This is a genomic window from Sphingobacterium chungjuense, assembly GCF_011316935.1.
Classification (GTDB): domain Bacteria; phylum Bacteroidota; class Bacteroidia; order Sphingobacteriales; family Sphingobacteriaceae; genus Sphingobacterium; species Sphingobacterium chungjuense.
Window position 1 is genome coordinate 645,274 of the sequence record NZ_WLYS01000002.1, and the last position, 24,529, is coordinate 669,802.

The window sequence follows — 24,529 nt, forward strand, 5'->3', positions numbered from 1 at the left end:
AGCGCAGCAAAATTGCTACGCTTTCTCAAACGACAAAAACAGAAAACAGATTAGTCGAAGCGATCTGCATTCATGATCTTCGTCCACGCTGTAGCAAAATCTTGCACAAATTTATGTTGTGCATCAGCACTGCCATATACTTCTGCGATAGCGCGAAGCTCGGCATTGGAACCAAATACCAAATCTGCACGAGTAGCCGTCCAGCGAACATCTCCGCCAGAACGATCACGTCCTTCGTAGCGTTGTTTATCTGCCGAAAGGGCTTTCCACTCGGTTTTCATATCCAACAAGTTCACGAAGAAATCATTGGTCAATTTCCCCGGATTATTGGTAAATACACCATCAGCACCGCCGTCGTAGTTAGCTCCCAATACGCGCAAACCTCCGATAAGCACAGACAGCTCTGGACTCGTAAGCCCTAATAATTGCGCTCTATCTACCAACAATTCTTCTTGCGAAGCGCTGTATTGTTTTGGATGATAATTCCGGAAACCGTCAGCTATTGGTTCCAAATATTCGAAGGATTCTACGTCGGTTTGCTCCTGCGTAGCATCCATACGCCCAGGTTTGAAAGGAATTTGAAGCGAATGGCTAGCAGCTTGCTCAACCGCAGCGTCACCAGCTAGCACGATCAAATCGGCGAGCGATATCTTTTTACCGTCCGACTGTGTTTGCTGGAAAGAGGCTTGTATCTCTTCCAATTTAGACAACACCTTTTGCAGTTGAGCTGGATTGTTCACTTCCCAATCTTTTTGAGGCGCTAAGCGTATGCGTGCTCCATTGGCACCACCACGCTTATCGGATCCACGGAAAGTGGAGGCCGAAGCCCAAGCTGTACCTACCAGTTCTGCAGTAGATAATCCAGATTGCAGTATTTGCTTTTTCAGTTCTGCTATATCTTGATCATTGACCAGTGGGTGATCTACCGCTGGAATAGGATCTTGCCACAATAAAACCTCTTCTGGAACCTCTGGTCCAAGATACAATTCGCGTGGCCCCATATCACGATGCGTTAGCTTAAACCACGCGCGAGAAAATGCATCCGCGAATTCGTCTGGATTTTCAAAAAATCGTCGCGAAATCTTCTCGTATTCTGGATCGAAACGTAACGATAAATCAGTCGTCAACATGGTTGGCGCATGTTTTTTGCCTTCAATAAAAGCATCAGGAATGATGTTTTCAGCATTTTTAGCAACCCATTGGTGAGCTCCAGCGGGACTTTTGGTCAATTCCCATTCGTAATTGAACAAATTTTCGAAGAAGTTATTGCCCCATTTTGTTGGCGTTGTGGTCCATGTCACTTCCAATCCACTGGTAATCGTATCACCAGCTTTACCCGATCCAAAACTATTCTGCCAGCCAAAACCTTGCAATTCCAATCCAGCAGCTTCTGGCTCTGCTCCTACGTGCTCATCTGCCGGCGCAGCGCCATGCGTCTTTCCAAAAGTATGCCCACCCGCAATCAAAGCAACTGTTTCTTCGTCATTCATCGCCATACGACCAAAAGTATCGCGAATATCCTTTGCAGCAAGTATAGGATCAGGATTACCATCTGGTCCTTCCGGATTCACATAAATCAATCCCATCTGTACCGCAGCCAATGGTTTTTCTAGATCACGCGAATGCGTATCGCCATCGGCATCATCGTCGGAAACCACGACGCCATGTTGTTTATCGGCACCATCAGATCCATGTCCGTAGCGCAAATCTCCGCCCAACCATGTGGTTTCTGAGCCCCAATATACATCTTCATCCGATTCCCACACATCTGCGCGGCCACCTGCAAAGCCAAAAGTTTTTAATCCCATCGATTCTAACGCGACATTACCGGTCAGGATCAATAAATCTGCCCACGAAATGCTACGTCCATATTTTTGTTTAATAGGCCACAACAAGCGACGCGCTTTATCTAAACTTACATTATCTGGCCAACTATTTAAAGGCGCGAAACGTTGCTGTCCTGATCCAGCGCCACCGCGCCCATCACCGACACGATATGTGCCGGCACTATGCCAAGCCATACGGATGAAAAGTGGACCATAATGGCCGAAATCTGCTGGCCACCAATCTTGCGAATCGGTCATCAAAGCGTGCAAATCTTGTTTGACGGCTTCCAGATCCAAACTATTGAAAGCATCGGCATAATTGAAATCCGACTCCATCGGATCCGACAGCGAAGAGTGCTGTCTTAAGATGTTTAATTTTAGTTGTTTGGGCCACCAGTCTTTGTTCCCTGTACCGTTACCGGCGACCTCTTGTTTAATCGCTCCATTACCATTATGAAATGGGCATTTTCCTAAATCGTTCGATTCTTTTTCCATTCTTAATAACGTATGATTTAATAAATTTTACTCCTTATACTCCTCAATCTTCATAAAGATATGATATTATATAAACTAATGAAAATCAATTAACTCGATAGTATTATAGCTAAAAACTATTCATTTATCGTATTGTAGCCTACTTCGCTTGCAGGTTATCGCTTTTACGACTACCTTTAATCGCACTTACATATGAGCAGTAAACCATGGCGGATCGCAAAGACCAAAAAATAGCAATGCTAATAGACGCAGACAATGTGTCTTACAAAAAAATAGAGGAAATCCTAAATGAGGTCAACCGCTACGGCGTGCCTTCTATTAAGCGGATATATGGCGATTGGACTAGTCCGTTTGTAGAAAACTGGAAGTCAAGTTTGCTTACGCATGCGATCACACCGATACAGCAGTATAGCTATACGCAAGGTAAAAACTCTACCGACTCGGCTTTGATTATTGATGCGATGGACATCTTGCACTCGGATCGTGTCGATGGTTTTTGCATCGTATCTAGCGATAGTGATTTCACCCGACTGGCAACGCGCCTTCGTGAATCTGGAAAACTAGTAATCGGCATTGGTGAACGCAAAACGCCAAAACCCTTTATAGCATCCTGCGACAAATTTATCTATGTAGAGATTTTGGATCATAAGTCTGCTGCGAAAAAGAAAGCAACGGAAAGCACGAACAACATTCCAGCAGCTGGCACGAAAGCCACTCCGCGTCCAGCAGCGAAAGAAAGCACGCCACTGGATGATGATACTTTATTGCTATTGAAAGATACGGTAGACGATACGGCGGACGAAAGCGGATGGGCATTTTTGGGAGAAATTGGGAATTTGATCATCAAACGCAAACCAGATTTCGATGCTCGGAACTATGGCTTCGAAAAGATCTCGCATCTATTTAAATCACGTAAGACCGATTTTGAAGTTGATGAGCGCACCACAGAAAAATCGAAGAACAAGCTGTATTATGTACGCAATATCTTGACGAACGAAACAATAGCGGAAACCCCAGTGATCGCAGCAACGCCAGCAGTGGAAACCATCCTAGAGGAATTGACCTTGCCTTCGCCGGGCAATAAAATCACGGCAGATGATGTGCGCAAAAATCAGATTCGCATCACGAAAGATATCAAGTCTCTATTTCCAACGCGTACGCGCAAAATCTCCATTATTATTCAAGACAAATTTGAGTGCACCTTCTCACACCGCAGAGATCGCTCGGATGTGTTGAGTCTTGGAAAAGATGCCGCCGCACAATTAGGACTTGCTGAAGAAACGCATTATTTGGTACAGAAGCTAAATGAAACCACCTACAAGCTATCTAAAACCACCTAACAGTTGTTTGGATGTTAAAAAAAGTTAAGCAAAGCCAATGATTGTACTATTTTAAAAATACCGTCGTTTTATAGGCAGTAGTAATTTTTTCATAATAGGTTAATAATTGGTTAGTTAGTTAGAAGTCCTGAAGTTCCCCACTTCAGGACTTCTTTTTTGCTGCAACTTGTTGGAATTACCATGCTGATGTGTCCGCGGGAAATACTTGTTTTTTAGAGAAATTTGCGAATAAAAGGTTAAATATTAAAATTTCTCATAGTTGGCACAAATATTGTTTTATTCACAGTGTTTGGTTAATAATTGGTTTGTCGAAAGTCTTGAAACTCCCATTTCAGGACTTTCTTTTTTTGTAACGATTTCGCCTAACCTTTCTAAGCGGCACAAGCAATTCCAGAATTTTGATATATTTGTTGTAGCTACCTTATAAATCTATGATAAATTCGATGCATCCTTCTGAGGCAACCATCGTAATTGCCGACGACCATCAAGACATCTTGGACTTTATTGCCGAAGATCTGGAAGATCATTATCGTGTGGTAAAAATGACGAACGGTCAAGAAGCTTTAGAATATATCAAGCTGTATCCTGTGGATCTTGTCGTGAGTGATGTGATGATGCCGGTGATGGATGGCTATGAGCTGTGCACGGCGATCAAAGATGATTTGCAATACAGCCACATCCCTTTTATCATGTTGACAGCAAAGAATAGTCTGCAATCGAAGATTGAAGGATTGGAATATGGCGCGGATGCTTATATAGAAAAACCTTTTTCGCCCAACTTTCTGCAAGCACAGATCACTAGTTTGTTGCGCAATCGAAAATCGCTGCGAGCACATTATGATGCTACACCGTCTGCGCCGATGGATACAGAGAAAGAAGAGACGAGCGATCAGATTTTTTTAAGAAAATTGAATGCACTAATTTTAGAAAACATGTCGGAGCAGAGTTTATGTGTGGATATGTTGGCAGAGAAAATGTGCATGAGTAGGCCAACTTTGTATCGTAAAATCAAAGCGCTTTCGGATTTATCGCCCAATGAATTAATCAACATCACCAGATTGAAAAAAGCAGCGCAGTTATTGACCAATCAGGAATACAAAGTGTATGAGATTGCGAATAAACTGGGTTTCAGTACACCTTCCCATTTCACTCGCAACTTTCAAAAACAGTTTGGCATCAGCCCGAAGGAGTTTATTGGGAAAATGAGAAAATCGGCAACGCCAATTCAATCTTAATATCCATACATTTTTACCGCTTCGAAAATAGTACCTATCTTAGATCCAAGCTAAAAACAGTGAAAAGATGAAGCGGCTGATCGCAAGTTTTCGATATGCAGGACAAGGTTTGCGCACCGTATTCCGAAGTGAAACTAATTTTCGAATACATTTGGCGGCGAGCCTAATGGTGATAATTCTTGGCTATATATTGAAGATAGCAACCTTGGAATGGGTGGCCATATCGCTAAGCATTGGGCTGGTGATAAGTATGGAATGCCTTAATTCTGCGGTTGAATACTTAGCAGACTTCGTTTCTCCAGAAAAAAATGAACAGATAAAAAAAGTGAAAGATGCAGCAGCGGCAGCTGTGCTGATTAGTGCGCTGGCTTCTATAGGAGTAGGATTATTAATCTTTGCACCCAAGATGTGGTCTATCGTAAAACTTTATCTTTAAAGATCACTCGTACAAATTCATCAACTGCACAAATTTCAAAGTCATTATACACCGTGTTTTTTGAATAGCCCCTGTTTGATTGCTAAAAAATAGCCTGCTATTAGTTTGATTCCAGTGCATCACTATCTAGTAGTTTCCTTATTGTACTTTCTAACTTTTCTGGTTTGGTTATCGGTGAGAAGCGCTTAACTGGCTTTCCTTTTTTGTCCACCAGAAATTTGGTAAAGTTCCATTTGATGCGTGAGCCAAGGAAGCCCGAAAGCTCTTTTTTGAGGTATCGGAAAACAGGGTTTGTGTTTTCTCCATTGACATCTGATTTCTCAAGCAGTTGAAAGGTAACGCCATGATTGATCTGGCAAGCAGATTCCATGCTTGCATTGGTTTCTGGCTCCTGATTAGCGAATTGATCGCTTGGAAAGCCTAGTACGACCAAACCTTGGGGACTGTATTTTTGATGCAATAATTCTAATCCTTCAAATTGCGGCGCTAGTCCGCATTTTGTTGCCGTGTTTACGATCAAAACAACTTTTCCACGTAAGTCATCCATCGGCAACTTTTCACCGCTGGGCTTGTTGGCACTTAAATCATAAAATGTATCCATCATAGTCTCGTTTAAGTAAAAGAGTCAGATATCTGATATGGACGATCTGACTCTTTCATTTTGTCATTACAAATATCGGTAATTTGTACTAGATGTTAAGATCACCTTGACGACCTACATCTTTCTTTGCACCAGTAATTGCACTAGCAGCCACTTTAAAGAATGTGACCAATTTATTGGATTTATTATCCCAATAATGTGCCTCACTTGGTACTACGCGTAGTACACGTATACGTGGGTCTTCTTTTCCTTTTTCAAACCAACCTTCGATCATTTTATTCCAGTATTTATCAATCCGTTCTTGATCTCTGGAGACCTCCGCATGTCCATTAATACTCAAGAAGCTGTAGTCGCTCACATCCGAATACAACAAACTAACCTGATCATTGGATTCCAGGTGCGTGTGTGTATCACTTTCGGACGAAAATAAAAACCAAATGTTTCCCGATTCATCTACTTCTTGTCTACTCATCGGCACTGCATGTACGTAGCTACCATTTTCGGGATAAGTACCGAGCATTCCGATATCTATTTTGTCTACTAGTTCTTGTAGTTTATCTATAGCTTCTTGATTGTGAAGATTTTCTGTACTCATAGCAAATATGTTTGTTTGATAAGATAACATTCGAGATAAACAATTGTTGGAGTACAGTTGAAAAAATCAAAACTGGAAAATGGTTGTTTATTCTGTAGTAAACTGTAAACCTAGAAAACATGACACAAGAAGAAGCAATCCGCAAAGGCAAAACCTATTATCAGGAAAACGTGGCTGGCAATAGTATAGAAGAAGAGAAAGGATTTCACCTAGTGGAAGAAAATGAAGAATATTCGATATTCTTGGACAACAATACCGCAGATATATCTGATCCTGCTTTGCTCTCGATTAGCGATGCCGATGGACATGAAAAATTTATGGAGCGATATCAACAAATTGAGCAGAACAGCTCCTATTGCGAAACAATTGATTCAAGCACCTACCGAGTATGTGCCATTCCAAAATAAATGACAGCAAAAAGGGCGCTCTATCCAGATGCGCCCTTTTTGCTGCTGTATAGAAGTATTATTCTACTGGCAATTCCGCGTCTTTGATCTTTTTCAAGACATAATGTTCAGCAAGATTTGAAGTGATTTCCTTCTCGTCTTCATCTAATTGCTTTAGATTGTCATCACCAATTTTAAATTTCAAATTCACATTCGTCCCTTTCAAGTGCGCGACTTTACCACCGTCATGCCACATGATCCGTCCGTTGTCATCCACTTTTTGATCGCGATCTTCGTAATCTTGCGTGATGCGAAAGGTGTCATTATTGTTGAGCACGACCGTCGTTTTGATACCCGGACAATCTGCGCAAGGCACTACGCCTTCGTACGTGCCAGGCCAATCTCCTACAGTTTCAGCAATTGGCGCGGATTCGTCTTCGTTCTCCGAAGCTGCTGTTGTCTCAGCAGTCTCTGCTGGGTCATCTGCTGATTCTGTCTTGGATTGCCCGCATCCTGTTAAGATGGCTATACCTAATAAGTAACTAAAGATGTATTTCATATCCGTTCTTTTTTCTGCAATGTTTTACAAATTCCTTGCCATAAGATTATATACAATGTATATATGACTTTCCCGCATCACCAAGAACCTGATCTAGACATAGTAATTATTAATAGGGAAGGTTTTACGAAATGACGACCTTGCCTTTCACCAAAAGTTTATCACAGACCTTGCTACTTAGCAATTCATTCTTTTTGTCGGTATAGGATACCGACATCGTCCCATCAAAATTTTCTACAGATTCAATATGTAGAATTGTCCCTAGCGGCAATGATTTAGCATTGAGATAGTTGAGCAGATCTGTAGAAGAATCTCCAACAGCCATAAATTGCACCTGATCTCCCGCCTTATAGTCGCTAAGTTTTTGGTAATTCTCTATCGTGACATGGCCATGGTGATCAGGTATTGGTGAACCATGCGGATCTACATTTGGATAGCCTAATAATTCATCCATTTTATCGAAAAAAGCAGGCGATTGAATATGCTCAATTTGTTCGGCAATTTCATGCACTTCTTCCCACCCCAACCCCATTATTTCTACCAAATACATCTCTGTTAACCGATGCTTACGAATAATTAGTGCAGCTTCTTTTTTGCCCTTCTCAGACAACTTTACGGGTCTATAGCTTTCGTGAATTACCAATTTTTTCTCAGAAAGTCGTTTCATCATGCTATTTGCGGTCGGCAATTTAACTTGTAAATGCTTACTGAGATCAGAAATATTTACTTCTCCCTTGCTATGAGAGAGGTGAAACAAAGCTTTCAGGTAGTTTTCTTCTGTTCCAGACATCATAGGTTGAATGTACGCAATATTAGCATCATCTAACATATTAAAAAATAAATATTTGTTAGATTGATATAACTTTTTATCTTTACACATCTAATAATACTATTTACTACTTGGTAATAGTTTTAGATTGTTGAATTGTCAGAGCGACCACCTCCATTCGCTAGCAGACCGAGAAGAAAAACGCCCTTTTTTAAGATTTATAATTAGAATGATGAAAAAATCACACATCGTTATTGGAGTTATTGTAGCTCTAATTATCGGGGTTCAGTCTTGTGAGAGGTTCGAACCTAAATTACCGCCAGAAGACAGTCTATTAGACGGCCCAATAGATGGACTCAATTTTGCAGAAATGCGGCGTTTTCTGGATGGAGATCAGACTTTTGAGGAAGTATTCACCATCGAGAAAGGTCTTGGACCTTTGTTCGTAGCCAACAGCTGCGTGAGTTGCCATGCTGGAGATGGTAAGGGAAATCCCTTTAGTACGGTTACCCGATTCGGTCAGATCGATGCCACTGGCAATCAGTTTTTACATGTAGGTGGACCGCAATTGCAAAACAGAGCAATCCCTGGATATCAGCCAGAAGTTTTACCTGCTGGGGCAACGTATACACGTCTCACTCCGCCCGCTGTAACAGGAATGGGATTGCTAGAATTTGTACCGGATGCCGTGTTGCTCTCCCTGGCTGATCCCGAAGATTTAGATGGTGACGGCATCTCCGGTCGCGTGAATTGGGTAAACATTCCCGCTTTCATTAGACCTCGCATTGAAAGCATTTCCAAAGAAGGAAAATACATCGGGCGATTTGGTAAAAAGGCAAGTGTATATGATTTGCTTCAACAGACTGTCAGTGCATTTTCTGAAGACATGGGAATTTCTACCTTTTACAATCCTATTGACCTTTTTTCAGGTATGCCAATTGATCCAGAAATTGCTACGCAGAAAGTAAATAACGTCAGCTTTTATCTGCAAACCTTAAAAGCTCCTGTTCCGCGTAATCAAAATGATCCAGAAGTCTTGCGAGGCAAAGCCTTATTTACGCAGATTTCATGTTCAAGCTGTCATACACCGCAACTAAAGACTGGGAATGCATCGATTGACGCATTGGCGTTTCAAGAACTCTATCCTTATACTGACTTGCTTCTGCACGATATGGGACCAGAACTCGACGATGGCTATACCGAAGGATCAGCAGAAACGGCAGAATGGCGAACTCCTCCACTTTGGGGATTGGGACTTGCGCCAGATTCTCAAGGCGGGCGCTATTTCTTGATGCACGATGGCAGAGCCAACAGTATCGAACAAGCGATAGAACTTCATGGTGGCGAAGCCTCTCGGGTTCGCCAAAATTATAGGAGTCTTTCACCCGGTGAAAAGGAATCATTGATCAAATTCTTAAAATCACTTTAAGATGCATAGAAAGCAATTTATCAAGCACTGCGGTTTTGTCTGTGCTGGTGCAACAATAGGAATGTCATTGTTAAGTGGTTGTGCCTCGAGCAAAACAGTGACTGGCAAGATTGTAGATTCAGATCTTATCATATCGACCGAAAACTTTTTGGCGGAAAAATCAGCACAATCTACTTATCGCAAATACATTGTGGTAGCGCACGATCAGCTACGATACCCTATTTATGTATACCGATTTTCGGACAATGAGTACTACGCTGTACTGATGCAATGCACCCATCAAGGCGCCGAGCTTCAAGCCTTTGGAGATCGGCTCCAATGCCCGGCGCACGATAGCGAGTTTAACTTCAAGGGCGAAGTGCTCAATGGCCCTGCCAACGAAAGCTTAAGAGCATTCCCGATCGTTATTGATAACAATCTCCTTAAAATATCGCTAAAACATGTCTAAAATATCTTTTATAATACTCCTTCTTGGGCTGTACGCACCATCGTTATTACAGGCTCAAATAGATTCTTCTTTGTTCAAAAGAGTAGAAAACAAAGATTCACTCAAAAACACCATGAACATGGATGCTGTATACAACAGGCCGATGTTATTTGCTGGAAGATTGCCAGTTTCCATCGGTGGCTATATGGAGGCCAACTGGCAGCACATTGGCGTAGATGGTGTAAGTGAAGGGCATCAGTTCCAATTTCGAAGATTTACTATTTTCATGGCATCCACCATCAGCAAACGTATTAAATTTATGAGTGAACTGGAGTTTGAAGATGGTACCCGAGAGATCAGTATTGAATTTGCGGCATTAGATATGGAATTTGATCCTTTACTCAACTTACGCGGTGGTATTATTTTGAATCCGATCGGCTCATTTAACCAAAATCATGACGGGCCGAAATGGGAGTTTACAGATCGTCCAATCTCAGCGACTCAAATGCTGCCCGCCACATGGAGCAATGCGGGCTTTGGTTTGTATGGCAAGCGGTATAGCAATGATTGGATGTTTGGTTACGAAGCGTATATTTCAGGAGGTTTTGATAACACCATTATCAATAATGAACAGGGAAAAACCTACTTACCAGCAACCAAATCTAATGCCGACCGCTTCGAAGAAAGCCTGACCGGCCATCCACTCTACTCTGGAAAACTCGCCGTACGCAATAATAAAATTGGCGAACTTGGGGTGTCTTATATGGGTGGTGTATACAATCGATACATGGATGAAGGCGAGCAGATTGATGACAAAAGGACATTACACGTTTTCGCCGTAGATTTCAACACCACTCTCCCACGGCTCAATACATTTATTACGGGGGAATGGGCTTGGATAAATGTGCAAGTACCCGAAAACTATATCCAGACGTATGGAAACAGGCAGTACGGTGGATTTGTGGATATCGTACAACCGATATGGCGACGCAGTATCTTAGGCTGGGACAATGCTTCGGTTAACCTTGCCTGCCGATTAGAATATGTCGACTGGAATGTCGGAAGAGTACAAGAAACTGGTGACAACATTGGTGAAGATTTGTGGAGCGTGATCGGAGGTTTAAGTTTTAGACCGAATTCACTTACAATATTAAGGCTGAACTATCGGCATCAGCGTAGTCGGGATTTTTTGGCCAATCCTCCTGTGATGCTAGGTGGTTTTAGTTTCGGTATTTCGACCTATTTTTAATTTAATTTTTTAAGTGGTGAGGATCAACTATGGCAATATATCGCCTTAGTTGGCCAGCGGCATTGGAAAACCGACCGTAAACCGGCTTCCGCTTCCAGGAACGCTATCCACTTGCACAATACCGTCATTGTGTTTAATCAACTCACTACATAGTAATAAACCAAGACCAGCTCCCGGTTCGTTGCGAGTACCTACAGAGCGCTGCTGAATCGTATGGAAGAGATACGCTGCCTGATCTTTTTCCATACCGACTCCGTTATCTTGCACATGTATAAATCCGTACCCCAAATCTCTGGATACAGAGATCTTGATAACACCATTAGCATGACTAAATTTCACCGCATTACTGACTACATTCCTTAGAATAATAGTCAAATGATCTGGATCAACATACAGTGGAAAATACCGATCGACATCTACAATGAGTTTTATTTGCTTGATGTCACAGGATGATTGAAAAACAACCATCAAATGATCCACGATATCGGCAACTTGTGTCGTAGCGTTCACCTTCACCTGTCCGCGCATACTACGACTACTCCAGCTCAAAATGTCGTCGAGTACTTCCTTCTGCTTTGCAATCTGCCTTTGTAATTGTATGATATATTCTTCGGATACCGCACCGTCTATCACCTGCTGATGTAATAGATGCACCATTCCCTCTAGCGTAGAAAGTGGACTGCGTATATCGTGTGCAACAATAGAAAATATACGTTCCTTGTCCTGATTAAGCACTTGCAACTTCTGCCGTTGATCTTCGATCAACATCATATTGTTGTAGATGATATTTTTGAAGAAATGAACGGCCACTACGATAAAAAAAAGAGATCCGATGGTATTGATTAGGATTCTACTTTGAGGTACATGATCTGCATTTAACAGATCTACCGGAAAGAGCTTGACGGAAACAATTCCAGCGATTACCAATAGCCCCATTGACCATTGAATGACGCGATTGTCATACAATAACATACATACAATCATGATGCAGAGCAAAAAATTCTCACCGCCATTGCCATAGAATAGTGCTCCAAAGTAGAAAAAGAAAAAATTAACGCCCAAAAGGATGATTTTAGCCAATTCGAGCCGTTTGTAGTATTGTAAAAATAAAACAGAAAGGCAAGAAATTCCGTTCGACGCATTGATCATCGCCAAGAAATAGCGGCCTTCAAAAAAATTGACCACCGAAAATAAGAACATGGCCGGTATGCATATCATGGTAATCAGATTGACCATGTGCACCCGCTTAATTTCCATATAAGTCATTTGCGGACTCACACCTAGATAGGATAGCATCCGCCAAAGGCGAGAAAATACCGTCTTATTCATAATTTAACCGTGCAAAAATAGATAATATTATGAAACATGACGCAAGTAATATTGGCTTCTTAAAAAACTGATATTTAGTTTACATTCCTTATAAATAGCCATTGATGCCCTTCAGTTTGAGAAAACATATTGGCATGACAACCGTTGTATAACTTAAACGCAGATACCATGAAAAAACAGATCAAAATCGACGTCGCTTCATTCTACCAGTCCGACTTTAAAGAGCTCGCTTGGCATATTGAAGGCGGAAGCGAATCCGGCACCTCCACACTCGAAGGGCAACACACATCAGAAAAAGCCATTAGTCAAGTGGTACAAAAACATTTGCAACAGATAGGTAAATCACTGCCAGCATCGGATAATTTGAGTGATTACGAAATGTCTTTGTCTTTCAGCGAAGACCTAAAGGAGCAGCAAAAGGAGGATTTCACGGCAGCATTTAATGATTCGAATACGAGAGATGAGTCGTATTAGTTGCTAAGCAATTGTCCCTTATTATAAAAAATAAGCCAGCGATATGAACATCACTGGCTTTTAACTAGTTTATATCTTTTAGATCCTAGTTTTGACTGTAACCAGGGTTTTGTACCAAGGTAGGATCCACTTGAAACTGAGCTGCTGGTATGGGATAGATGAAATACTGCTCATCGGTCAGCGTACTATATCTGGTGAGCGCCAAGCCAGTACGGCAGAAGTCGAACCAAGTTTCTCCCTCAAACATCAATTCCTTCTCTTTTTCATCTTGTATTGCTACGATATAAGCCGCCAAACTGGTATATGTGCTTATAGGCGCCACCACTCCGGCTCTCGTTTGCACAGCTGCTAAAGATTGATACGACGCATCACTCACCGCATTATCTACACGCGCTTTAGCCTCGGCATGGATAAGATACACCTCTGCCAAACGAATAAGCGGAAAGTTTTGAGTTGCTGGTACGAGATTAGGATATTTGGCAATATACCAACGATCCGTAAGACCTGCACGCGTACCCAAACGCACGGTTGCTGCTTTTCTAGTATCTAAGGAATCGTATAAATTCGCTACAAAATTGCCTCGCGCAAAAGTCCGGTTACCATCGTTGTCACCAATCTCATTCGCCCACGGGTTGGTCGCTTGTTCATCAAACTGCAATTCAAAAATAGATTCAGTCGTATTTTCGGCCTGCCAAATATTGATATAATTACTCACCAAACTGTATGACCCATTCTGGATCACATCCTCAGAAAGCCGTACTGCTTCCGTGAAATCATTAGTAAATTGGGTAGCATGATACAGATGTACTTTGGCCAATAAGGCTTTGGCCGCCCATCGGTTTGCTCTGCCTTTTTCTGCTAGACCGGAACCTGCTGAAAGCGGCAATATCTCCACCGCTCGGGTCAGATCTTCGATGATCTGCGCATAAAGTTCTTCAGTGTTCGCCTGCGGCGCAAATTCATCATTTTGCTCACCAGATGGCGTAAGCTCTAAAGGAACATTACCAAAGGCTCGAGCAAGGAAGAAATAATGCATCGCACGAATAAATCTGGCTTCGCCTTCAAATTGATTTTTTCGTGCGTCATTAATCACAGAAGCATCCATTTGCGGCACCATGGCGATGATACCATTTGCCGCATTAATAGTTTGATAGGTCACTTGCCACATGTTGGCCAGCCAAATATTGGACGGCGGCAAGGGTTGCTGCGCTCCGCCATCAGGATCTATAATACCGTGTGTTGCAAAATTTTCAAATTCTGGAAAACTACTTACATGTCCTAAATGATTAGCCGAAAACTCAGGAATCATTAAGATAGCCTGTCCGTACGAAAAGCTATTCATCATCGAACGATACATACCGCTAACGGCAGCATTGGCACTCTCCTCTGAGGTAAAAATACTTTCGGGAGAACGTTGTGCGACCGGCATTCGATCTAGGAAATCATTACACGCTGTTGCAAAGGTCGTCACGACAACGGCAATGAATAAAGGGATGATATTTCTAATTTTCATAGTGTTCAAAGCTGATGAGTGATTTAAAAAGTGATATTAACGCCTGTCGTGAAAATACGCGGCTGTGGATAACTGCCATAATCATAGCCATAAATCAAACCGGTATTGGCACCGCCATGGCTTGAAGCTACTTCGGGATCATAGCCGCGGTATTTGGTGAATACAAAGGCGTTCTGTACCGTAAAATACCACCGAAATCCTTTGGTACGTAGCTTTGCGTTCACCGCATCTGAGAAAGTGTAGCCTAAGGTAATATTGCGCAAGCGGAAGAAAGATCCATCTTCTACAAAGCGATCGGAAATCGTCGCATTATTGAGATCTCCAGGAGACACACGTGGCACATCGGTAATGTCGCCCGGTTGGCGCCATCTGTCTACCCAATCTACCAGACCATTACTGCTATTATTAAAGCCTGATAATGCGGTAAATAAGTTATAATTGAAGATATCATTGCCGTACGAAAACTGTCCCATAATGCTCAGATCGAAATTCTTGTAGTAAAAATTGTTGGTAATGCCACCAAAAAAGTCTGGATTCGGATCTCCAATAACGGTACGATCGCGGTATTCGGTAGGCAGTACCACATTGCCATCTACACCTTGATAGTCGATCATTCCTGTTTGTGGGTTTACACCGATCATTTTCCAGCCGGAGAATGAACCTAGCGGCAATCCCGGTCTTGCAATATTAAGATCACCTACACCACCCAACATCTCATCAACGCCATCCGGCAACGAAATCACTTTATTGCGATTGAAGGTCATATTCAAGGAAGTGGTCCAGCGAAATTCGCCGACTAAGTTGCGGGAGGTTAGTTCAAACTCAAAACCTTTGTTTTCAATCTCCCCAAAGTTGGTAAAACGATTGATGAAACCTAAGCTATGGCGTACGGGCACGCTGATCAACAAATCGGAAGTGCGCTTGTAATAGTAATCCGCTAAGACGGAAATACGATTGTTGAACAAGCCAAAATCAACACCGATATCGGTTTGTGTGGTCGTTTCCCATTTCAGCTGATTGTCTCCCAGAATATTGGGAATAAAACCTGGTGAACCGATGTAATTGTTACCGGCAGAATACAAGGTGTAACTAGCATAGTTCCCGATGTTCTGGTTACCCGTTTTACCCCAGCTGGCACGTAGTTTCAGATCGCTGAACGTTTTCGAATCTTTCAGGAAATCTTCTTGTGAAAGACGCCATGCGGCAGCGAATGCTGGAAACACCGCCCAACGATTATCTGCGCCGAAGCGCGAAGATCCATCCCAACGTACATTAGCATTCAAGATATATTTATCTTGAAAAACATAGTTCACACGACCAAAACCCGATGCGATCGCCCACTCTTCTGGAAAAGCATTAGCCCCCGTAATAATCCCGCCGCCAACAATTTGATTGACATCATTGTCTACGAAATTAGAGCGCTGAGCGTGTACAAACTCCAGACGAGATTCTTGCAAGGAGAAACCTGCTAAGGCATTGATATGATGATCATCGTATTGTTTATCAAAGGTCAACGTAGTTTCATTGATCCATAGTTGATCGCGCGTATTGCGGCGCGCACCCAAACCGCGCTGCGCCGTGAAAGCACGTAAACCGGTAGGTGGCATGAAAAACGTTTCGTCGATAAAGCTCACATCTACTCCGAAGCGTGTCATCAAGGTTAATGACGGAATAAAATTGTAATCTACCTGTCCGTTGGCCAAAATCCGAAAAGTCTGCGCTTCATTGGTAGGTAGCTGCAACATAGCCACTGGATTTTCGCGTGAAGGTGTCACCTGATCGTATACATACCGACCAGTCTCATCGAACACCGGCAAGTTTGGCGGCGCAACAAAACCACTCTTAGTGGCTCCTTCGCGGGAGTTTTCTTCTTGCACGCGTTTGTTTATCGCACGGGTAATATTTACGGCAGTAGAGAAACGCAGCTTATCACTGTGTTGATGATCCAGATTCAACCGACCGCTTAGGCGATTGAAGTCCGAGTACAACAACGTACCACCTTGACGCATATACCCGACTGAAGTATAATACTGTGTGCGTTCGCCACCGCCTCGAGAAGAGATTTCGTAATTGCGTGTGGGCGCCGTACGAAAGATCTCATCTTGCCAATTGGTATTGATATTGGGATTGCTCAGGATCTGACCGGGAATAGTAATCATTGTATCCGGATTGAGCACTTGTGCTTGACGCTGCATTTGTCCGTAAAAATCACGCATATAATCCTGATACTGCGCGGTATTCATCATATCATAATAACGCTCGCGCGGAACCTGAGAAAAACCTTCGTACATATTAAAACTAAACTCGCTGCCGCCCGCAGTTCCTTTTTTTGTGGTAATCAATACCACACCGTTGGCAGCACGTGATCCGTAGATGGAAGAGGAAGCGGCATCCTTCAAAATCTCGACCGATTGTACATCAGAAGGATTGATGGACGACAAAATGTTGATCCCTTGTGTACCGCCGCCAAAATCAAAGTTAGATCCGCCCGTGAAATTCGTAGTACTATTCACTGGAATTCCATCTACTACGTATAGTGGATCCGAACTAGCGTTGATGGAAGTCGTACCGCGTACGCGGATGTTCAGTCCACCACCGGGTGAACCCGATTTCTGGGTGACCTGTACGCCGCCGGCTTTTCCTTGAATTGCTTGAGAAATACTAGGCAAAACTTCGTTTTCTATTTCATCAGAGCCAATGCTGGAAACGGCTGTTGGCAAGGTTTCTCGACGCATCGTACCGTATCCTACCGCGACGACTTTCACCGATTCTATCGTATTGGTTTCTGGCGTCATCACCACTTGGATATTGGCTCGATCACCGACTGGCTGCCGTACCGGTTGAAAACCTAAAGAGGTAAATTCCAACACCTGCTCGCTACTAGCCGCTATTTGAAAACGACCTTCATTGTCGGTCGAGACCGTGGTCGAAGTGCCTTGTATTTGCACACTGACTCCGCCCAAGGGTCCAGATGGACCGGAAACGACACCAGTTCGCGTGATTCCAGCGACCACCGTATCTGTTGCAGCAGTTGTTGTTACTACGGCAGTGCTATCTGTTTGGCTAGATTGATTGGCGATGGCTGTCGTCGTATCTTGTTGCGCAGCCGCAGCACTATCTGCTTGCACTTGGGCTGCTGATTCCGCTTCGGCGGCCGTCACGGTGAGGGCAATATCGAGTTGCCGTTGGTTGTTAACAAATACCTCTTTGACGGCATAGGGTGATTTTAATATCATCAATGCGCCATTAGGATTAGCGTCAATCTTATATTCTCCAGCCTCGTTGGATGTAACGGTATTGGACGTTCCCTTTTCGGTAATCACAGCGCCTGCAATAGCCATACCGACGGAGTCGGTTATTTTACCTTGTACTTGAATGGAGTCTGCCAAACTAGAAACTCTAGGTGGCGAGAAGGTGTTCGCTTGTAGCGCATTGACCGCCCACACGAAAAGGCAGGTCAATAGAATGGTGTAATAGCTGTGCTTCGCCATAGTTCTGTTCATAAATTACATTGGATGTCTTAATGGAGGTGGGTAAATGGTATCGCTACTTCCTTATCCTCAAACAATCATGCGAATGTTCGGATGACCTCTGAAATATATCTAAATTGTTACGTTAGTGTGTTTTTCTACCATCTAACCAACGGACGAGTATTTTGTTTGAAATATTAACATAAAAAAAAACACCTGAACCGAGCCAAAGATGCTCCGTTCAGGTGTTATATAAAGTGTAGCATTATTTTATGCTAGTGTGCGCCAAAAGTACTACGCAATAATAGCTTGTATCTCTTGGATGATTTTTTGTGCGATATCTTCCGCCGCTTCTGGCGTAGCGCCTTCGCTATAGATCCGAATAATAGGTTCGGTATTGGATTTACGCAAATGTACCCATTCTTGTTCGAAATCTATTTTCAAACCATCAATAGTCGTATGTGTTTCATGTGCATACCTTTCCTGCATCTTGGCAAGCAGGCCATCAATATCCAATCCTGGCGTTAGCGTAATTTTATTTTTAGACATGAAGTATTGTGGCAACGAAGCCCGGTAAGCAGAAGGCTTTTGTTGTAATTTGGCTAAGTGCGTCAGGAATAGCGCCACACCGACCAAAGCATCGCGACCATAGTGCGAATCTGGGTAAATAATACCGCCGTTACCTTCGCCGCCAATTACGGCATTTACTTCTTTCATCTTAGTCACTACGTTGACTTCGCCTACGGCAGCCGCATAATATTGCCCACCATGACGCAGCGTCACATCGCGTAAGGCACGCGTGGATGACAGATTGGAAACCGTATTGCCTGACTGCTGCGAAAGGATATAATCTGCCACTGCTACCAAGGTGTATTCTTCTCCAAACAATTGGCCATCTTCCATCATAAATACCAAGCGATCCACATCTGGATCTACGGCGATTCCTAAATCTGCCTTGTTGTCGATCACGGCTTGAGAAAGATCTACCAAATGCTCTTTTAAGGGCTCGGGATTATGTGGAAATTCACCATTTGGCGTACAGTGAATAGGATATATCGTATTTACTCCCAACGCTTCTAATAAAGCTGGGATATAGATACCACCAGAGCTATTCACCGCGTCAACGGCTACTTTAAAATTGGCTTGGCGAATCGCTGCTGCATCTACCAATGGCAATGCTAATACCGCATCAATATGTTTTTTCAGATAGCTATCATCTGTGCGCACTTTGCCCAATTGATTATACTCCGCAAAATCGAACTCCAAGCTTTCGCCCAAAGCCAATACTTCTTGTCCTTCTACGTCGCTAATAAATTCGCCTTGTGCATTCAGCAATTTCAACGCATTCCATTGTCCGGGGTTATGTGAAGCGGTCAGGATTATTCCGCCTGCGGCGGATTCCATAGGCACAGCTAATTCAACCGTTGGTGTCGTGGACAAACCAAGATCTACCACATCTACACCAATGCTTTGCAACGTACCAATCACTAATCTAGCCACCATATCGCCTGATACGCGCGCATCTCTGCCGACTACAATCGTACGAGATGTATTATTCTGAGTAATGATTTTGCCAAAGGCCGCTGTAAACTTCACAATATCTATGGGAGTCAGGTTGTCGCCAGCTCTGCCGCCAATAGTACCCCTAATTCCCGATATAGACTTTATTAATGTCATACACTTTAAAATAAGTTTTGGGGCTAAAATACACGAAATAATCCGGCAAATTGAAATTTAAATTTTGAAATTCAGATTGTCGGAGTATCTTTGTCGCAACATTGTTTCATTTAACAGCAAGAAGGTAATTGCATTGAAATATTTTATAGATTTGGAGTCCTTAAAGATCCAGCAACCATCTGTGAAATTTTTATCATTATGCTTGAAAGAATTATACAAATAGATCAGGAAATTTTTCTGATGTTCAATCAGGGTGCCAGCAATGCGATTTTCGATTGGTTATTACCAATTCTTCGAAATCCATTTACTTGGGCTCCCCTATACCTTTTTCTGGTTATATTTTTTATCAAACACTACGGTAAGGTCGGTATCCTGATCGTCGCGGTAACTTTGGTAAACTTTGGGGTATCTGATGGTATATCGTCGCACTTGATCAAGAAAACCGTCAAACGGGTGCGCCCTTGTAATGATGAAACATTCAAACAGAATATTAATCTGCGCGTACGATGTAGTGGCGGTTACAGCTTTACATCCTCGCATGCCACCAATCACTTTGCGATGGCATTTTTCTGGATCGTGCTGTTTCGCCGCCGCTGGAAGCATGTTTTTTGGTTGGGCTTCTTGTGGGCATTTATGATTTCTATTTCTCAGGTATATGTAGGCGTACATTACCCGTTGGATATTCTGTTTGGTGCCTTGTTAGGTACAGGCATTGGCGTGCTCAATGGCTATCTCTTTCATCGGTTTTTCCCGAACCTTCTTACGCCTAAACATCAAAATACAGTAACAACAACCATATGAGTCCGGCATCGATTATCTCTATTCTTTTTATTTCCGCTTTTGCGGCTGGTATCAGCGTGTTCTTTGTCAAACGGGACAATGCACAATTTCTGAAACTGATACTATCTTTTAGTGGAGCCTATTTGTTTGCCATTACGGTACTGCATTTAATACCGCATGCTTACTTAGGCGGGCAGACGGATCCAGAGATTATCGGGCTTTATATTTTAGGTGGTTTTATTTTTCAATTGCTCTTAGAGCAATTTTCACAGGGCATTGAGCACGGCCATATTCATCAACATGATTATAAGGTGTTCCCGTTGGGGATATTAATTAGCTTGTGTTTACATGCTTTTTTGGAAGGAATGCCTTTAGTGGCAGGCCATCAGACACAATTGGTATTTGGTATTGCGATACATCACGTACCAGCCGCATTTGCCTTGGGTAGTTTGTTGCTCAACACCAACTTGTCGAAGACAAAAATCATGCTATACATTGGTATTTTCGCTGCCATGACGCCGCTTGGGTTTATGACTAGTGAGACTATTAGTTCGGGTGGTGTCGGTGAAATTTCGAAACATTTCGACAAATTAATGGCGATCGTAATTGGTATCTTTTTGCACATTTCGACTACGATATTGTTCGAATCGGGTTCAGCAGATCATCACAAATTCAATCGCAAAAAAATGATCGCCATCGTATTGGGGATACTAGTATCATTAGCCAATTTCTTATTTGACGGTCATGACCATTCAAGCCACGGCCACGATGGACATTCGCACGAACACCATAATCATGATGGGCACTCACACGAGCATAGCGAAGGTCACAATCATAAGCACGAGGAAGAGCATAGTCACCCGCACTAAAGCGTATCCTTACCGCGAAATTTGTCTAGCAACTTATTGAGTTCCATGCATTGCTTTTCCGTAATATTATGGGGAAGTACGTCGGCAAGCATCATCTGATTTTCCATTTCTTCCAGCAGATCTAAGCCTTTTTGCGTAATCAGCAGATCGACGGCTCTTTTATCTTGATCGCACGAAGTGCGAGATACCAAGTCTTTGGCAATAATGCGATCAATTAATCGGGAAATATCCGAGGTTTTGGTGAGCATGCGCTCACGTAACAGAGAGTTCTTAACCGGCGACGGATATTGCCCACGCAAAATACGCAACACATTAAACTGCTGCAAGGTAAGATCATGCTTACTCGCACGCTCCTCCAGCAGATTGGTCAACCAGTTGTGTGTGTACACGATGTTGATGGTGGCCTTATGCCATTCGCTACTAAACTTTTTCGCTTGAATTTTATCTTCCAATCGTGCCATACTTAAATTATTTATACGTGATCTAAATAGCAAATAGTGGGCAATTATCTATATTTGCACAGGTAGTCTGTCATTCACGAAGTACTAAAATAGCAAAAAATGCAAAAGAATGTGAATCTGGGAAATTTAAATTCCGGAGAAAAAGCAAAAATCAGTCAGTTGGATACCGATTCTTTACCCGCTAAATTTTATGAGCTGGGCTTCGTACCAGGTGCGCTGGTAGAAATAAAACAAAAAGCGCCATTTCAGGGTCCAATCTGTATCAATATCATCGCAAACAACACACTCATTGCGCTACGCAAATCCGAAGCGCTACGCATCACGGCAGAAAGAATATAATGAAGAAAAAAGTCATCGCTTTACTTGGGAATCCAAACGTAGGGAAAACTTCTCTATTCAATCGATTGACCAAATTAAATCAAAAGGTCGGTAATTATCCAGGAGTCACTGTGGAGAAACGAGAAGGCACACTGGTATATCAAGACAAGAAATATCACATCATAGACCTTCCCGGCACGTATACCATTTATCCCAACTCGTTGGATGAAGAAGTGGTGTACGATACGCTTTCTGATACCAAAGGGTCTTATTATCCGGACTTAGTAGTGGTCGTGGCCGAACCGGCTACGTTGAAACGTGCAATCGTACTCTATCAGCAAGTGAGAGAAATGGGATTGCCTGCCATCTTTGTCGTCAATATGGTGGATGAATTGGCTCAAAAGGGTATTAGCATTGATTTTGATGCATTGCGACAGCTCCTACGCACCGATATTTATCAGACCAACGCACGCACCGGAAAAGGTATTCAAGAATTGATCGCAGGATTGGACAATGAACCTTCGCTGTACATCAGTTCTTTTCAAGTGCCGGCGGCATATGCGCCAGCATTAACAGAAGCGAAGCGACTTTTTCCTTTGGCCAAAGAATATAGTACGTGGCTCTTTTTGGCGCAAGAGAACTCAAAGGTGCTTACAAACGATCAACGAGCTGCCGTTCTACACATCCGCCAACAACATACGATCACACCGCAGCAATTGCAACGCGAGGAATCTTTGGTTCGTAGCCAAGAACTCGATCACGTGCTAGAACAAATCGTGATTCGCGGCGAAAGTAGTGCCTTAAAAACCACCGCCAAAATCGATCGTTTATTGATGCATCCATTAGTGGGCTACGCTATTTTCTTAGGCGTATTGCTATTGATTTTCCAAGCGATATTTGCTTGGTCGGCACCGTTGATGGATTGGATAGACGGTACTTTTAGTGACTTAGCGGCGTACCTTAGCACACAATTGCCCGAAGGGCCGCTTAGCTCTTTGCTCACCGATGGAATTGTGACTGGTATTGGTGGTATTGTGATTTTCTTACCGCAGATTGTGATCTTATTTATCTTCATCTCTATGATGGAAGAAACGGGTTATATGAGTCGCATTGTATTTCTGATGGATCGCTGGCTTCGTCCATTTGGTCTAAACGGGAAATCGGTCATTCCATTGATGTCTGGCGCAGCCTGCGCGATACCGGCAGTGATGTCGGCTCGTAATATTGAGAATCCAAAAGAACGCCTGCTAACCATGTTGGTAACACCTTTTATGACATGTTCGGCGCGCCTACCGATTTACATCGTGATTATCGGCTTGGTGATTCCAGAAGGCACTTTCTTGGGCTTCAACATACAAGGATTGGTACTTTTCGGTTTGTATATATTAGGCGTGGTGAGCGCGCTAGGTTCGGCTTGGATATTGAATATTTTCATCAAAAGTGTGCATAAAAGCTACTTGGTTTTTGAAATTCCGACCTACAAAATTCCAGATTGGAAAAATGTAGTGACTAATGTATGGGAAAAATCATCGGGCTTCTTGATTGGTGCCGGTAAAATCATTTTGGCAATTTCGATTATCCTTTGGGTGCTAGGCAACTTTGGACCTACTGATCGTTTTTACGATGCGGAGACTTATGTAACCACAGAACAACCATCACTAGAAGGTGATGAATTGGAGACGGCTATCGCTTCCTACCAACTGGAACACTCCTTCTTGGGTTATATCGGGATGGGAATCGAACCGATCGTGCGTCCGTTGGGTTACGATTGGAAAATGGGAATCGGTTTAATCTCTTCCTTTGCGGCACGCGAGGTATTCGTCGGCACGATGGCCGTGGTGTATAGCTTGGGCGACGATGTAGACATCGAAGACGATGGCGAACGAGCCACTTTGTTTGAAAGGATGAAAAGCGAAGTCAATCGCAATACTGGACTACCAGCATACAACTTTGCTTCAGGAATTTCCTTGTTATTGTTCTATGCTTTTGCGATGCAATGTATGGCGACTATTGCGGTAGTAAAGAAAGAAACTGGCTCTTGGAAGTGGACGCTGATACAACTTGGTTTTATGACAGGACTTGCTTATATTGCAGCATTAGTTGCCTATCAACTATTAAAATAAGGATCAACTATCAAAAATGATCGTACAATATATCATCATCGGCATCTTATTTCTTATTGCTATTGCAATGGTTGTAAAACATGTATTCCCTAAAAAGTCTACTGATGCGGGTTGTGGTGGAAATTGTAAATGTGATGCCGGACTTCAGAAGAAATAGCTAAACCAACT

Annotated in this window: 23 protein-coding genes; 13 read left to right on the top strand and 10 right to left on the bottom strand. The window is 42.8% G+C overall.

The annotated features are described in order from the left end of the window. Positions 1-50 precede the first annotated feature (50 nt). Entirely contained in the window at positions 51-2,321 is a 2,271-nt protein-coding gene (gene katG, locus GKO22_RS07525; protein WP_166333739.1) for a catalase/peroxidase HPI, read from the bottom strand. A gap of 206 nt (positions 2,322-2,527) precedes the next feature. Between katG and GKO22_RS07530 the strand changes: the two genes are divergently transcribed. The 3 genes from GKO22_RS07530 to GKO22_RS07540 all read left to right on the top strand — a co-directional run bounded on the left by GKO22_RS07530 (position 2,528) and on the right by GKO22_RS07540 (position 5,332). Next, positions 2,528-3,661, top strand: coding sequence for an NYN domain-containing protein (locus tag GKO22_RS07530; protein ID WP_166333742.1), 1,134 nt, complete (start codon positions 2,528-2,530; stop codon positions 3,659-3,661). 431 nt (positions 3,662-4,092) lie between these two features. Then, complete coding sequence (locus GKO22_RS07535; protein WP_206367838.1) at positions 4,093-4,896, top strand: response regulator transcription factor; 804 nt, start codon at positions 4,093-4,095, stop codon at positions 4,894-4,896. A gap of 67 nt (positions 4,897-4,963) precedes the next feature. Beyond that, positions 4,964-5,332: a diacylglycerol kinase gene (locus GKO22_RS07540; RefSeq protein ID WP_166333744.1), complete on the top strand. Its 369-nt coding sequence runs from the start codon at positions 4,964-4,966 to the stop codon at positions 5,330-5,332. 100 nt (positions 5,333-5,432) lie between these two features. Here GKO22_RS07540 and GKO22_RS07545 read toward each other — a convergent pair whose 3' ends face one another. Together GKO22_RS07545 and GKO22_RS07550 are read right to left on the bottom strand one after the other, a co-directional pair. Next, the gene (locus tag GKO22_RS07545; RefSeq protein ID WP_166333746.1) at positions 5,433-5,936 is read right to left on the bottom strand and encodes a glutathione peroxidase; all 504 of its coding nucleotides are present in this window, start codon (positions 5,934-5,936) and stop codon (positions 5,433-5,435) included. Positions 5,937-6,021: 85 nt separating this feature from the next. Beyond that, positions 6,022-6,528, bottom strand: coding sequence for a pyridoxamine 5'-phosphate oxidase family protein (locus tag GKO22_RS07550; RefSeq protein WP_166333748.1), 507 nt, complete (start codon positions 6,526-6,528; stop codon positions 6,022-6,024). 119 nt (positions 6,529-6,647) lie between these two features. Between GKO22_RS07550 and GKO22_RS07555 the strand changes: the two genes are divergently transcribed. Then, positions 6,648-6,935, top strand: coding sequence for a hypothetical protein (locus GKO22_RS07555; protein ID WP_166333750.1), 288 nt, complete (start codon positions 6,648-6,650; stop codon positions 6,933-6,935). A gap of 58 nt (positions 6,936-6,993) precedes the next feature. Here the strand turns inward: GKO22_RS07555 and GKO22_RS07560 are convergent, their stop codons facing one another. Then, complete coding sequence (locus GKO22_RS07560) at positions 6,994-7,473, bottom strand: copper resistance protein NlpE (protein WP_166333752.1); 480 nt, start codon at positions 7,471-7,473, stop codon at positions 6,994-6,996. Between the two features lie 124 nt (positions 7,474-7,597). Next, positions 7,598-8,266, bottom strand: coding sequence for a metal-dependent transcriptional regulator (locus tag GKO22_RS07565; RefSeq protein WP_166333754.1), 669 nt, complete (start codon positions 8,264-8,266; stop codon positions 7,598-7,600). Between the two features lie 205 nt (positions 8,267-8,471). Between GKO22_RS07565 and GKO22_RS07570 the strand changes: the two genes are divergently transcribed. From GKO22_RS07570 to GKO22_RS07580, 3 genes are read left to right on the top strand one after another with little or no spacing between them, the layout of a single operon-like run. After that, a complete protein-coding gene (locus GKO22_RS07570; protein WP_206367840.1) occupies positions 8,472-9,671 on the top strand; it encodes a di-heme oxidoredictase family protein in 1,200 nt (399 codons plus the stop codon). Position 9,672: 1 nt separating this feature from the next. Further along, positions 9,673-10,119 (top strand): QcrA and Rieske domain-containing protein, encoded by a 447-nt coding sequence (locus GKO22_RS07575; RefSeq protein WP_166333756.1) that lies wholly within the window; start codon positions 9,673-9,675, stop codon positions 10,117-10,119. After that, entirely contained in the window at positions 10,112-11,347 is a 1,236-nt protein-coding gene (locus tag GKO22_RS07580) for a hypothetical protein (protein WP_166333758.1), read from the top strand. Before GKO22_RS07575 ends, GKO22_RS07580 begins: the two co-directional genes overlap by 8 nt. Positions 11,348-11,392: 45 nt before the next feature. On the opposite strand, the gene GKO22_RS07585 is transcribed toward GKO22_RS07580, so the two are convergent. After that, positions 11,393-12,676, bottom strand: coding sequence for a sensor histidine kinase (locus GKO22_RS07585; protein WP_166333760.1), 1,284 nt, complete (start codon positions 12,674-12,676; stop codon positions 11,393-11,395). 168 nt (positions 12,677-12,844) lie between these two features. On the opposite strand from GKO22_RS07585, the gene GKO22_RS07590 reads away from it, so the two are divergent. Further along, positions 12,845-13,150, top strand: a complete 306-nt coding sequence (locus GKO22_RS07590) for a hypothetical protein (RefSeq protein ID WP_166333762.1) — start codon at positions 12,845-12,847, stop codon at positions 13,148-13,150. Positions 13,151-13,235: 85 nt separating this feature from the next. Here GKO22_RS07590 and GKO22_RS07595 read toward each other — a convergent pair whose 3' ends face one another. The 3 genes from GKO22_RS07595 to glmM form a co-directional block, all read right to left on the bottom strand. After that, positions 13,236-14,663, bottom strand: coding sequence for a RagB/SusD family nutrient uptake outer membrane protein (locus GKO22_RS07595; RefSeq protein WP_240920185.1), 1,428 nt, complete (start codon positions 14,661-14,663; stop codon positions 13,236-13,238). A 23-nt stretch (positions 14,664-14,686) separates the two neighbouring features. Next, the gene (locus GKO22_RS07600; protein ID WP_240920186.1) at positions 14,687-18,166 is read right to left on the bottom strand and encodes a SusC/RagA family TonB-linked outer membrane protein; all 3,480 of its coding nucleotides are present in this window, start codon (positions 18,164-18,166) and stop codon (positions 14,687-14,689) included. 261 nt (positions 18,167-18,427) lie between these two features. Then, positions 18,428-19,810, bottom strand: coding sequence for a phosphoglucosamine mutase (gene glmM / locus GKO22_RS07605; RefSeq protein WP_166333764.1), 1,383 nt, complete (start codon positions 19,808-19,810; stop codon positions 18,428-18,430). Between the two features lie 198 nt (positions 19,811-20,008). Here glmM and GKO22_RS07610 point away from each other — a divergent pair, with 198 nt between their 5' ends. Next, the gene (locus GKO22_RS07610; protein ID WP_166333766.1) at positions 20,009-20,611 is read left to right on the top strand and encodes a phosphatase PAP2 family protein; all 603 of its coding nucleotides are present in this window, start codon (positions 20,009-20,011) and stop codon (positions 20,609-20,611) included. Further along, positions 20,608-21,459 (top strand): ZIP family metal transporter, encoded by an 852-nt coding sequence (locus GKO22_RS07615; protein WP_166333768.1) that lies wholly within the window; start codon positions 20,608-20,610, stop codon positions 21,457-21,459. Before GKO22_RS07610 ends, GKO22_RS07615 begins: the two co-directional genes overlap by 4 nt. Here GKO22_RS07615 and GKO22_RS07620 read toward each other — a convergent pair. Continuing rightward, a complete protein-coding gene (locus tag GKO22_RS07620; RefSeq protein ID WP_166333770.1) occupies positions 21,456-21,920 on the bottom strand; it encodes a MarR family winged helix-turn-helix transcriptional regulator in 465 nt (154 codons plus the stop codon). The two genes, GKO22_RS07615 and GKO22_RS07620, sit on opposite strands and share 4 nt — an antisense overlap. A gap of 99 nt (positions 21,921-22,019) precedes the next feature. Between GKO22_RS07620 and GKO22_RS07625 the strand changes: the two genes are divergently transcribed. The 3 genes from GKO22_RS07625 to GKO22_RS16865 are packed head-to-tail and all read left to right on the top strand — an operon-like array spanning position 22,020 to position 24,518. Further along, the gene (locus GKO22_RS07625; RefSeq protein WP_166333772.1) at positions 22,020-22,259 is read left to right on the top strand and encodes a FeoA family protein; all 240 of its coding nucleotides are present in this window, start codon (positions 22,020-22,022) and stop codon (positions 22,257-22,259) included. Then, positions 22,259-24,361 (top strand): ferrous iron transport protein B, encoded by a 2,103-nt coding sequence (gene feoB, locus GKO22_RS07630; protein ID WP_166333774.1) that lies wholly within the window; start codon positions 22,259-22,261, stop codon positions 24,359-24,361. The genes GKO22_RS07625 and feoB overlap by 1 nt, the downstream gene beginning before the upstream one ends. Before the next feature lie 16 nt (positions 24,362-24,377). Further along, positions 24,378-24,518, top strand: coding sequence for a FeoB-associated Cys-rich membrane protein (locus GKO22_RS16865; protein WP_116774358.1), 141 nt, complete (start codon positions 24,378-24,380; stop codon positions 24,516-24,518). Positions 24,519-24,529: the final 11 nt, after the last annotated feature.